A 12,149-nucleotide genomic window follows, 5' to 3' on the forward strand; every position below is an offset into this window, starting at 1 on the left:
GCGCCTTTGGTGCTTGCAAGCAATTTACGTGGATGGGATCATCGCGTCTAATATCGTTCATGATCTAGGCGATACATGGGACATATACCCTCAGCCATCCCGGATCTTCGGGTGTTACGCCAGTTCCTGGCGGTTTCCGAGTGTGGAAGCCTGCGCAAGGCAGCGGAAGCGTTGCGGATGTCACAGCCTCCGCTCAGTGTCGCCATGCGGCAGTTGGAGCAGGCCGTGGGAACGTCGCTGTTCGTGCGGTCCGCGGTGGGCGTGCAGCTCACCGCCGCCGGGGTTGTGCTTAAAGGGGAGGCGGAAAAGCTGATCGCGCACGGCGTTCGCGCTTTCGACATGGCTCGCGCGGTCGGACGCGGGGAACTCGGAGAGGTCAGGGTTGGGTTCATCACGTCGGCGATGGTCGACCTGCTTCCCGCAGTCTTGGCGCGGTTCTCTTCGTCTCACCCGGCAGTACGGCTTCGATTGGTTGAAGGCGTATCCATCGAGATCGCCTCAATGGTGGACGAGGGCAAAATCGACCTGGGGGTGCTGACGCCGCCCGTTCCCTATCCTGCCGGAAGCCTTCATTTCCCGGTCTCTCGAGACCGCCTGGTGGCGCTGTTGCCTCGCGGGCATCTGTTTGCCTCTCGCAAAGCGATCCGTCTGGCTGAACTCAGTGACGAGCGATTCGTATCTTTCTCTGCCACTCGCGTGCCTGCCTTTCACCAACGTATCAGCGCCGCGTGCCTCGAAGCGGGATTCCAACCGCAGATCGTTCAGGAAGCGGCGCATATCCACACGATCATCGCGCTGGTCGCCGGAAAATTGGGCGTGGCGCTGGTTCCGTCCACCGCGGCGCGCTCCGCCCGGAAAGATGTGGTCGCGGTGGCGCTACGCGACCCAAGCAAATTGCTCGATACCAGTCTGGAGGTTGTCTATCTGGAGGACACGCTTACTGTGGCCTCCCGGGCGTTTCTTGCCCATTTGAAGGGATACGCTTCAGATCCGCCGCCGGGGTTGTGACGCGTTCCTTTTTTATCGCTGCTCCATGTTCTTCGCATCAGCCGCCGGCCCGGTCAGATGCCGTCACCAAGAAGCGCTCGTCGCAAGCATTCAAAAATCTGTTCGACCTGGGCAGGGCTGATGATCAGCGGCGGTGAAATGACGATCATGTCGCCGGACGCTCGCACCAGTACGCCCTGCTCAAAGCAATAGCGGGCGACATCCGCGCCCCGCATGCCGGCCGCGCCGGCGCGCGGCGCGAGGTCGACGGCGCACAGCAGGCCGATGCTGCGCACATCGTTCACATGCGGCAGACCTTCGAGCGCCAGCGCTTGCGACTGCCAATGGGAGCTGATCTGCCGCACCCGGGCGTTGATCTCCAGGTCCTGGTGCAGACGCAGCGTCGCCAGGCCGGCCGCGCACGCCAGCGGATGGGCGGAATAGGTGTAGCCGTGCATCAGCTCCACCACCTGCGGCGGTCCGGCCATGAACGCTTCGTAGACGGCGCCGCCGACGATGACGCCGCCCATGGGCACCGCGCCGTTGGTCAGGCCTTTGGCCACGGTCATCAGGTCTGGGGTAACGCCAAACACCTGCGAGGCGAAGTTGTCGCCCACGCGCCCAAAACCGGTGATCACTTCGTCAAAGATCAACAGCACGCCATGTTGCGTGCACAGCTCGCGCAAGCGTTGCAGGTAGCCGACCGGGGGCGGATACACGCCGCCGGAACCGGTGACCGGCTCGACAATGACGGCGGCCACCGTGCCGGGGTCCTGGATGTCCAGCAACTGCGCCAGCGCTTCCGCATAGCTGGCGCCGTGATCCGGTTGTCCGGCGCTAAAGCGCATGCTGGCGTCATACGGCAGCGGCAAATGGCTGACCTCGCCCAGCAGCGGCCCGAAGTCGCGCTTCTGGCGCCCGATGCCCGAGACGGACAAGCCGCCAAATCCCATGCCGTGATAGCCCTTGGCCCGGCCGATGAACTTGGTGCGGCGGCTGTCGCCACGAGCCTGATGATAGGCGCGCGCAATTTTCAAGGCGGTGTCGACGGCTTCGGAGCCGGAGTTGGTGAAGAACACTCTGGTCATGCCCTCGGGCGCCAGGGCAATCAAGGCATCCGACATGGCCTGCGCGCCCGGATGGCTCATCTTGAACGAGGAAACGAAGTCCAGGCGCGCGGCGGCCTCTTGAATGGCTTGCACAATGCTCGCCTGGCCGTGGCCGGCGTTGACGCACCACAGGCCGGCCATGGCGTCCAGAATCTGGCGGCCGTCGGGCGTGCGGTAGTACATGCCTTCGGCGCTGTCGAACATCATGGGCTGTTGGTGAAACTGGCGCATCGGGGTGAAAGGCGCCCAGAAGGCATTGGAAACGGGACTGGCGTCGGTCATGGAATCTCCTTGATGGGTTGAGCCGGCGGCCGGCTCAGGCTTGGGCCGGGCGGATGCGATAGCCCCCGTTGGCCAGCTTTTCCAGCGGGCTGGCCGCGGCCAGCAATTTGCGGGTGTAAGGGTGTTGCGGCGTGTCGAACAAGGCGTCGCGGGCGGCGATTTCGACAATTTCGCCCTGGCTCATCACCGCCACGCGATGCGCGATGCGTTCGACCGCGGCCAGATCGTGCGAGATGAACAGGCAGGCAAAGCCGTATTGCTTCTGCAGACGCTCGAACAGATCCAGAATCTGCTTCTGGATGGTCATGTCCAATGCCGATATCGGCTCATCGGCAATGACCATCTTCGGCCGGCGTACCAGGGCGCGGCCGATCGCCACACGCTGACGCTGGCCGCCAGACAGTTGATGTGGGAAGCGGTCCCGGAACGACGGATTCAGGCCGACGTCGTTCAGCGTTTCCGCCACGCGCGCGCGACGCTGCGCGTCGTTCAAGTCATCGCAATGCCGCAGGGGTTCGGCCAGGATCTGCCCGATCCGCATGCGCGGGTCCAGCGAGGAATACGGATCCTGAAAGATCATCTGGCATTGCAGGCGGGCGCGGCGGTTGACGGACTTGAGCAGGTCCACGCCTTCGAACCTGATGCTCCCGGCGCGGGGTTTGACCAATCCGGCCACCGCGCGCCCCAGCGTCGTCTTGCCGGAACCGCTGCCTCCGACAAGCGCCAGCGTTTCACCTGGCGCGATGCTCAGGTCCACGCCGCGCACCACGCGATAGGCGGCGCCGCGCTGCCAGAAGCTGCGCGGACCGGGGTACTCGACGCATACGTCCTTGACCTCGACCAGCGGTGCGCCGGCATGGGGCAAGGGCGGCAGGACACCGCGGCGGGGCAGTGCCTCCAGCAACTGACGGGTGTATTCGGCTTGCGGGTTCAGCAGGATCGAGGCCGTGGGCCCCTGTTCGACCGCCTGCCCATTTCGCATGACCACAACCTTGTGGGCATAGCGCGCCACCAGCGAAAGGTCATGGCTGATGAACAGCACGGCCGTGCCTTGTTCACGCGTGAGCTCCAGCATCAGTTCGATGACATCCAGCTGGGCCAGGCAGTCAAGCGCCGTGGTGGGCTCATCCGCGATCAGCAACGCCGGACGCAGCAGCATGACGGACGCCAGCATGATGCGCTGGCGCATGCCGCCCGAGAACTCATGCGGATAAGCGGTCAGGCAGCGTACCGGGTCCTTGATACCGATGCGCTCCAGCATGGTGAGACAACGCTGGCGGATCTCGGCCGCGCCGAGCCGCGTATGCAGCTTGAGCGCTTCGCTCATTTGACGGCCGATGGTCAGTGCCGGGTTGAGCGACACCATGGGTTCCTGGAAAACCATGCCGATCTCGGCCCCGCGAACCCGGCGCAAGGCGCGGGCATTGCGCGTGTCCAGCGTCCGGCCCTTGAAGCCGATGCTGCCGTCCGCCACCTGCATGGGGGCGGGCAACAGGCCGATGACGGCGCGGGCAGCCATGGTTTTGCCGCTGCCCGACTCTCCCACCAGCGCCAGGATTTCGCCTGGCGCCAGCTCGAAACTGACATCGTTCACGGCCAGCGGGCCATCCACGCCGGCACGAATCTTCAGGTGCTTCACAGACAACAGGGATGCGTTCTCGGTCATGTTCATTTCCTCATGCGCGGATCGAGGCGATCACGCAGGGCATCGCCAAACAGGTTGATACCCAGCAGGGCCATGCTGATCAGCACACCGGGAAACACGCCCAGCCATGCGGCCGACGCAATGTAGGGACGGCTGGCCGCCAGCATGCTGCCCCAGGTGGCCGCGGGCGGCGGTACGCCCAGTCCGAGAAAGCTCAGTGCGCTTTCGGACAGCAAGGCCCAGCCGAACATGCTGGTGGCCAGCACGCACACGGGCGCGAGGCAGTTGGGAACGATGTGGCGGAACATCGTATATAGCTCGGAATTGCCAATGACCCGGGACGCCTCGATGAATTCGCGCTCACGCAGCGACAGCACGCTGCCGCGAACCACCCGCACCACCGACGGCGTGTAGGCCATGCCCAACGCCAGGACGATGCTGTACTGGCTGGCGCCCAGCACCGCCATAATGCCCAGGGCCAGCAAAATGCCGGGAAAGGCCAGCAGGGCGTCGTTGAACATCATCAGGATGCGGTCGGTCCAGCCGCGCAGGTAGCCGGCCAGCATACCGATCAGGGTGCCGCATCCCAACGCCACCGCCACGGACAGGAGGCTGATCCACAGGCTGGTCGATGCGCCGATGATCAGCCGGCTCAGGACGTCGCGGCCGAACTCGTCCGTGCCCAGCCAGTGCCGCGCGCCAGGCGCCTGCAGCCGAAGGCTCAGATCGAGCTTGAGCGGGTCGTACGGCGTCCACACCAGGCCCAGCAGCGCCAGCGCGACCAATCCCAGCAGAAGGCCGCCGCCAATCAAGGCATTGAGCGCGGGCAGGCCGCGGCGCCGCACGGGGGCGGCCGGCAAGGAGATGACGTCGCCATTCATAGTTTCACCCTGGGATCAAAGACCGGATACAGCAGGTCAACGATCAAATTCACCACGACATAGATGCTGGTGATCAACAAAAGACACCCCTGCAGGACCGGATAGTCACGGGCAAAGATTGAATCCACCATGAGCCGGCCGATGCCGGGCAAGGTGAAGACGGTTTCCAACACCGCAATGCCGCCCAGCAGATTGCCCAGGATCAGGCCCACGAGCGTCCAGGTCGGCGCAAAGGCGTTGCGCAAGGCATGGCCCCACAGCACCGCCGATTCCGACAGGCCCTTGGCGCGGGCGTGGGCGATGTATTCCAGCCGCAAGACCTCGATCGTGCTGGCGCGGGCCATGCGGGCGATGGAGCCGAACTCCACGAGCGTCAGCGTCACCACCGGCAGGACCAGATAGCTCAGGCCGCGCAACGGATCCGCGCTGACGCTGACGTAGCCGACGATGGGCAGCCACCCCAGCGTCATGCCGAAGCAGTACAGCAGCAGCAAGCCCAGCCAGAAGGCGGGAATTGACAGCAGCAGGGTGGCGCCGGCGACCAGGCCCAGATCCATCAGGCTGTTCTGCTTCCAGGCGGCGTAAAGGCCCACGGGAACGGCCAGCAGCACTGCCAGTCCCACCGAGATCAGCACGATGACGGCGCTGACGCTGAAGCGCTCGACCAGGAGGCCCAGCACCGGCTGGCTGCTACTGATCGACAAGCCGAAGTCGCCGCCCAACACCGCCCGTATCCAGATCAGGTACTGGGTCACGAATGAGTGATCCAGTCCCAGGGCCTTGCGCATGTCGGCAAGGCTTTGCGCGTCCGCCATATCCCCCAGCATCAGCAGGGCGGGGTCGCCCGGGATGAAGCGGATCAGGCCGAAAACCATGATCGAGATCAGCAGCAGGGTGGGCAGCGCCATGCCCAGGCGCTGAATGAAGAATCGCAACATGACGGGCCTATTTCGTGGTCGCCGCCAAAGACACGCCCCACAGGCGCGGCTTGGAAATCGGCCAGGTTCGATAGCCCTGGACGCCATCACGGAAGGCGCCGATGGCGGTCCCGTTGTAGACGATGACCATGGGCACGTCCTTGATCAGCATGTCGTGCAACCGATCGAATAGCGCCTGGCGCCTGGCCGGATCGGCTTCGCGCATGGCCTGGCGCAGGATGTCGATGGCTTCACCGTTGTCCCAGACCTTGCGGGCCTCCCTGGACTTGTCACCCAGTATCTGCTCGAAACTCAAGGCCGGGTCGAAGCGGGGAGAATACGAGAACGCCATCATCTGATAGTTGCCGCTCTGGTAGCGTTCAAGCTGCGTGCCCCACTCCAGCGTCTCCATCTGGATGTTGATGCCCACGGCCGCCAGCATGGCCTGACTCAGAATGCCCATATCGAACATCTGCGGGTAGCGCTTGTTCACAATCATCTTGATCGGCTGACCGCGATAGCCGGCCGCGCTCAGCAAGGCGCGGGCCTCGGCCAGATCGGTGCGGTAGCCCTTGGCCGTCGCCGCGTCATAGTAGGTGCTGCTGCTGGGCACGGCCGAATTGTTGACCTTGGACAGTCCGCTGGACAGCGTGGCCACCATCTGGCCGTAGTCCAGCGACAGCGCAATGGCGCGGCGGATACGCACATCCTTGAGCAAAGGGTCGCGGGTCTGGAACAGCAGGCCGTTGATGGACATTGCCGGGCTGACCTGGACGGTCAACCCCTTGACCTGCTTCAAGTCAGCCGCGTCGGTCGCCGTCACGTCGGGCAGCAGATCGACGCCGCGCGCCATCAGCGCGGCCTTGGCCGTCGCATTGTCGGGGATCACGACAAAGCGCACCTGGTCCACCAGCGCGGCCTTGTTGCCGGTATACCCGTCAGGCTTTGCCTCGGCACGCGGCGCATAGTCAGCAAAGCGTTGCAGCTCCACATATTGCCCGCGTTGCCATTGCCCCAGCTTGAACGGCCCGGTTCCCACCGGCGAGCGCCACGCGCCTTCCGGCGTCAGCGAATCCGGATGCAGAATGCCCGTGCCCCCGCAATCGGTTCTGGCCATCGTCGCCAGAAACAAGGCGTTGGGCTGTTCCAGGGTGAACACCACGGTCATCGGGTCCGGGCTGCTGATGTCCTGCACCTTGAGCAAGCCGCGGCCATCGAAGTCGCCCAGGCAGCGCCATTGTGTCTTGGGATCGAGGTAGCGGCGCCAGGTCCACAAGACTTCGGCGGCCGTCAACGGCGCCCCGTTATGAAACCGCACGCCATCGCGCAGTTTGAAGCGGTAGCTGCGTCCATCATCAGAAACCGTGATCGAGTCTGCCAGCAACGGCCCCACGGTCGCGTCTTCGCGGTAGGCCACCAGGCCTTCCACCATATGCATGACGACGGCGTCGGTGTTCTCGTCCCGGTTGACGCCGGGGTCGGTGCTGCGGATATCACCGCTGATGCCGACCTGAATCCGTGATGGCTCGGCGGCGAGACTTCCGGCCGTTGCCAGCGTCAACGCCAGCGCGGCGTACCCCAGGGCGGCCTTTACACTGTTGCGCATGAAGTAATCCTCCTTCAATGGGTGGGCGGCGCGGCCAGGACATGGCCGTGCCGCTTGTGCTTATTGCTGCGCCTGGCGAGTCCGCCGTTCGCGCAACACCGCCGCGAAGAATTTCTGCGCGGCCGGCATGACTTTGATGCCCATGTGGGGCACGTTGGGAATCTGATCCAGCGTGGCGCTCACGCCCGCCGCTTCGAAGCTGGCGCGCAGGCGTTCCAGCCGCTCGGGCCGGGTGCGGCCGGCGTCGTTGGCGCCTTCCATGTAGTGCTTGCCGCCGGGGCGATGGGTGATTTCCCAGGTTTCGAGATCCGCCGCGCCGACCACCATGTGGATGGGGACCTGACGCAGCGCATCAAGGTTCAGCGCCTTGCCAAACCGCGTCTCCATGTCGGCGACGCCCACCCACCACTTGCGCGCGGTGTCCAGCAGCGTGACCGAACCCGGCGCGCCGATCGACGCGGCCCAGAGCCTGTCGGGGTGCAGGTAGCAGAAGCGATTGGTGAACTGGCCGCCGCCCGAATAGCCAAAGAGGGCAAAGGTGTCGAAGTCGCGGCCGTACTTCTTGCCGACCTCGGCGACCATATCCAGCAGGATCTGGTCATAGCGGATATCCCCTTCAAGAATCTGCTTGTAGCCGTCGCCGTTGCCATCGCCCAGCACGCCCACCGGAAACAGCGGCGCCAGGATGACGCAGTCGTTCCAGCGGCCAAACTCGGCAAAGCTGTTCCGGTAGGTTTCCATCGCGCGGTTGGACCCGTGCACGACCACCACGAGATCCACGGGACGCGTTGCGTCTTCGATGGATTCCGGTACGTAAAGACAATAGGCGAAGCGTTTGTCGCCCGCATGGGCATAGACCGTTGTCGGCCCTTGGTCGTATAGACGCCGCGCGTTTTGCCGCGCCAGCAGGTCGGCCTGGGAATCCGGGGTAGCAGTGCTCATGGTCTACACCATTCAATGAGAAGACCCGCAGTATCCGCCAGTGCCTATACAAAGAAAATCTAATTTAGTTTTAATTGGAGTAAAGTGAATCTTTACCTAAAAATCGCCTCGCGCCATGAGCAGCATCCGGTTTCTCAGAACATTCATTGCCGTCGCGGAGGAGGGCAGCTTTGCCGCCGCGGCCGACCGGGTCGCGTTGACCAGCGCCGCCGTCGGCCAGCAAATGCGCGCGCTTGAAGACGAAATGCGCCGTACGTTGTTCGAGCGCAATCACAGACAGACGAGTTTGAGTCGCGACGGGACGCTGCTGCTTCCGCGCGCCAGGCGCCTGGTGGCTGATTACGAAGCAATGCTTGAAGACCCGGATCGGGATTTGCGCATGGAAGGCGAAATCACCGTGGGCGGCATCATTTCGGCCATGGGGCTGCTGGCCAATTGCCTGGTGCAGCTAAAGGCCATCCATCCCAAAGTGTCGGTCACGCTGACCAGCGCGCGTTCTGATGAGCTGGCGCCGCTGCTGCTGGCCGGCGAGCTGGACGCGGCGGTCGTGGTGAAGTCGCCCCGGCAGGAATTCAAAGGGCTGAGCTGCTCGCGGCTCTATGACGAACCGCTGATCCTGCTGGCCAGCGCGCAGGCCCATGCAAAAACGCCGGACATCACCGAGCTGCTGGCCACTCAGCCCTACATCCGCTATGACCGCAATACCGCCACCGGTTCCAAAGCCGATCGGGTGCTGCACCGATTGCGAGTCAAACCGCAGGAAATCCTGGAGCTGAACTCGATTCTTGGCATTGCGGCGCTGGTGCGCCAGCAAGTGGGCGTCAGCTTGGTGCCGTTGTTGCAAAACGTCCATTGGAACAAAGACCCGGCATTGAAAGTGCTGCCGTTGCCGGGGCCACAGGAGTTTCGCAGCATCAGCATCGTGGAACAGGGGCGCAAACGCCATCTGACTGGCGAAATCAACAGGTTGTTGCGCATGGCTTTCGACCTGCGCGGCTCGCCCTAGATCGCGTCTCTGGCCCAGGCAGCAAGCAGGCGTTACCCCACGGGCGGCCGTTGCCGGGGCGCTTGAGAGGCGGACGTCCAACGTACTCAGGGCGCCGCGTCTTCGGTCCACCCTGCCAGTCTGGAAATGGCGCGGGACTTTTCGAGCAGCAACTGCGCCGTATCGGACGCCAAGTCGTCATCAATCGCGCCCACCGGCCCCATCAGCGTGATGCCGGCCGTCATGGAGCCTAGCATGTCGAATACAGGCGCCGACAAGGACGTGAAATGCGGGAGCAGCGCATGTCGGCAGCGGCTGATGTGATGTTTTCTCACTTCTTCGCGAATCGCCTCGACCTCCTGGGGCGTATAGCGATGCGCGGCCTGTGCGTCATAGCGGTCTGCCGGCGCCTCCATTTCAATGTCGAGGAGTTCGCGCGTACTCGCCGCCGGCAGGTGCGCCAGAAAGTTGCGCCCCAGGGCGGATGACAACAGAGGCAGCACGCTGCCCACGCGCAGTTCCAGCAACGGACGGCTGCGGGCGCCTTCGACGCGATAAACGATAGTTGGGCCTTTGTTGCCCCACACGCCCAGAAATACCGTGTGGCCGGTGATCGTGGCGACTTCCTCCATGATCGGGCGCGCACTGCTGAACACATCGAATTGCTCCAGGGCTGCCAGCCCCAGTCGCAGGGCATACGGCCCCAGGCCGTAGTGGCCTGTGTCGGCGTGCTGCTGGACGACGCCCACCTTCTGGAAGCTCACCAGGTAGTAATGGACGTTGGGCACGGTCAGGTCACAGGCGTCGGCGATGTCCTTCAGGGGCGTGGGGCGGCCAGCCTTGCGGATGACGTCAAGGATACGAAAGCCCACTTCTATCGATTGAATACCTCGGCGACCCGGGGCCGTCGCCTGTTCCGAATCGTTTTTCGCCGTAATGGCGGACTTGGCCATGCACCCCCCTCCTCAAATTCTGTGGCGAGAAGTGTAACAGTGACCCAGGCGCGTTCCGCGAGGGGCCCTTGTGGCTGCCAGGGGTTTCCCCTAGTTCTGAAAAGCGGTTCATGAGTTTGATAATAGTTAAGCGATACAGCATTATCAATTTATAACTTCGGGGAATACACGCATGGAAGCGCACGTCGCGATGCAAGGGACCGGCACGGGTTCGATGCTCAGCAGAAGGGAAGAACGCCAGGTGGTTGTGGCGTCGACACTGGGCACGCTGTTCGAGTGGTATGACTTCTTCATCTACGGGACCCTGGCTGTCTTCATGAGCCAAGTGCTGTTTCCGCAGGACAATCCCACTGTCGCGTTGCTGGCGGCGTTGGGTGCGCTGGCGGTGGGGTTCATCATCAGGCCACTGGGCGCGGTCATGTTCGGCTATCTGGGCGATAAGTTGGGCCGCAAGTACACCTTTTTGATCACGGTGGTGATGATGGGCGGCGCGACGGTGCTGATCGGTTGTCTGCCCAGCTATCAATCGGCGGGACACTTGTCGTGGATCCTGCTGCTGACTTTGCGTGTGGTACAGGGCCTGGCCGTGGGCGGCGAGTACGGGGGAGCCGTGATCTATGTGGCGGAACACTGCGAGCCGAAGCGTCGCGGGCTGCTGACCGGATGGATCCAGATCACGTCCTCGGCGGGACTGATCTTGTCCCTGGTCGTGATTCTCTGCACTCAGGCCTCCATGAGCGTGGAGGAGTTTCGTCAATGGGGCTGGCGCTTGCCGTTCATTCTGTCGATCGTGATGTTGGCCGTCTCGATCTACGTGCGGGCCAAGTTGCACGAGTCGCCTGTGTTCACCCGCATGAAGCAGCAGAACCGTTTGTCCCGAAATCCGGTCAAGGAGACCTTCGGCCAATGGCCCAGCCTGAAACTGGTGCTGCTGGCGCTAGTGGGCGTGACCGCGGGGCAGGGGGCGACGTATTTCACCGGCCAGTTTTACGTCATGATCTTCATGCAGCAGGCCGTGCAATTGGATCAGACCAGCGTCTATACACTGATCCTGATCGGTTTCATCATTGGTGCGCCGACTTTCGTGCTGTTCGGTTGGTTGTCCGACCGCATAGGCCGCAAGTGGATCATGATGGCCGGACTGTTCATTGCGGCGATCGGCTATCACTCGATGTTCGACGCGCTGCTCAAGGCTGGCAACCCCGCTTTGGCGCAAGCCATGCAGAGCACGCCGGTGCGCATACACGCCGACGCCAGCGGCGGGGCCTGCGACTTCGGGCTGCAAGCCGCCATGATCGGCAGCCACGCAGACCATAAGAAGGTTTGCGTGCAAGCCAAGAAATTCCTGGTTGGCAAGGGCATCAGTTTTGAGTACGCCGCGCCCTTGCCTGGCCAGTCCATTGCCATGAGCGTGGGGGCCACCACGGTCAACGGCTTTGACCGCGCCGCTTATGCCCGCGCGCTGACCTCTGCCGGCTATCCCGACCGTGCGGATCCCGCACGCGTCGATCGCGCCACCATCATCTTGATCCTGGTGTTGATGACCGCCGTTGTAGCGATGGTCTACGGTCCGGTCGCATCCTACCTGGTTGAGCTGTTCCCGGCCCGCATCCGCTATACCGCGCTGTCCTTCCCGTATCACATTGGCGCCGGCATATTCGGCGGCATCGTGCCCTTCACTGCCACTTACCTGGCCCAGGCCAGCGGCGACATCTTTGGCGGCCTGATGTATCCCGTCATCGTGACCGCGGTGGTCGGTATCGTCGGCACGCTGTTCCTGCCAAACACCCGCGCTCGTGCCATTGACGAAGACCCCGCGCACTGAACCGATAAAAAAGGAAA

At 63.4% G+C, this 12,149-nt stretch carries 10 protein-coding genes; 3 read left to right on the forward strand and 7 right to left on the reverse strand.

The annotated features are described in order from the left end of the window. Positions 1–75: 75 nt before the first annotated feature. Positions 76–1,008, forward strand: a complete 933-nt coding sequence (locus HV783_RS07180) for a LysR family transcriptional regulator (protein WP_175188877.1) — start codon at positions 76–78, stop codon at positions 1,006–1,008. Between the two features lie 53 nt (positions 1,009–1,061). Here the strand turns inward: HV783_RS07180 and aptA are convergent, their stop codons facing one another. The 6 genes from aptA to HV783_RS07210 are packed head-to-tail and all read right to left on the reverse strand — an operon-like array spanning position 1,062 to position 8,369. Further along, on the reverse strand, positions 1,062–2,378 hold the full coding sequence (aptA, locus tag HV783_RS07185; protein WP_175188878.1) for an omega-aminotransferase AptA: 1,317 nt from the start codon (positions 2,376–2,378) through the stop codon (positions 1,062–1,064). A gap of 34 nt (positions 2,379–2,412) precedes the next feature. Then, the gene (locus HV783_RS07190) at positions 2,413–4,044 is read right to left on the reverse strand and encodes an ABC transporter ATP-binding protein (protein WP_175188879.1); all 1,632 of its coding nucleotides are present in this window, start codon (positions 4,042–4,044) and stop codon (positions 2,413–2,415) included. A gap of 2 nt (positions 4,045–4,046) precedes the next feature. Next, complete coding sequence (locus HV783_RS07195) at positions 4,047–4,904, reverse strand: ABC transporter permease (RefSeq protein ID WP_049074743.1); 858 nt, start codon at positions 4,902–4,904, stop codon at positions 4,047–4,049. Further along, entirely contained in the window at positions 4,901–5,842 is a 942-nt protein-coding gene (locus tag HV783_RS07200) for an ABC transporter permease (protein WP_054416094.1), read from the reverse strand. The genes HV783_RS07195 and HV783_RS07200 overlap by 4 nt, the downstream gene beginning before the upstream one ends. Positions 5,843–5,849: 7 nt before the next feature. Beyond that, complete coding sequence (locus HV783_RS07205) at positions 5,850–7,427, reverse strand: ABC transporter substrate-binding protein (RefSeq protein WP_175188880.1); 1,578 nt, start codon at positions 7,425–7,427, stop codon at positions 5,850–5,852. A 60-nt stretch (positions 7,428–7,487) separates the two neighbouring features. Further along, positions 7,488–8,369 carry an alpha/beta hydrolase family protein gene (locus HV783_RS07210; protein WP_175188881.1) on the reverse strand — a complete coding sequence of 294 codons (882 nt, stop codon included), beginning with the start codon at positions 8,367–8,369 and terminating at the stop codon, positions 7,488–7,490. A 115-nt stretch (positions 8,370–8,484) separates the two neighbouring features. Here HV783_RS07210 and HV783_RS07215 point away from each other — a divergent pair, with 115 nt between their 5' ends. Further along, positions 8,485–9,375, forward strand: a complete 891-nt coding sequence (locus tag HV783_RS07215) for a LysR substrate-binding domain-containing protein (protein WP_054504013.1) — start codon at positions 8,485–8,487, stop codon at positions 9,373–9,375. Between the two features lie 86 nt (positions 9,376–9,461). Here the strand turns inward: HV783_RS07215 and HV783_RS07220 are convergent, their stop codons facing one another. After that, positions 9,462–10,307, reverse strand: a complete 846-nt coding sequence (locus HV783_RS07220; protein ID WP_175188882.1) for an IclR family transcriptional regulator — start codon at positions 10,305–10,307, stop codon at positions 9,462–9,464. 172 nt (positions 10,308–10,479) lie between these two features. Between HV783_RS07220 and HV783_RS07225 the strand changes: the two genes are divergently transcribed. Next, positions 10,480–12,132: an MFS transporter gene (locus tag HV783_RS07225; RefSeq protein ID WP_054504015.1), complete on the forward strand. Its 1,653-nt coding sequence runs from the start codon at positions 10,480–10,482 to the stop codon at positions 12,130–12,132. Positions 12,133–12,149: the final 17 nt, after the last annotated feature.

The organism is Achromobacter dolens, from assembly GCF_902859745.1.
GTDB classification, from domain to species: Bacteria; Pseudomonadota; Gammaproteobacteria; order Burkholderiales; family Burkholderiaceae_B; genus Achromobacter; species Achromobacter dolens.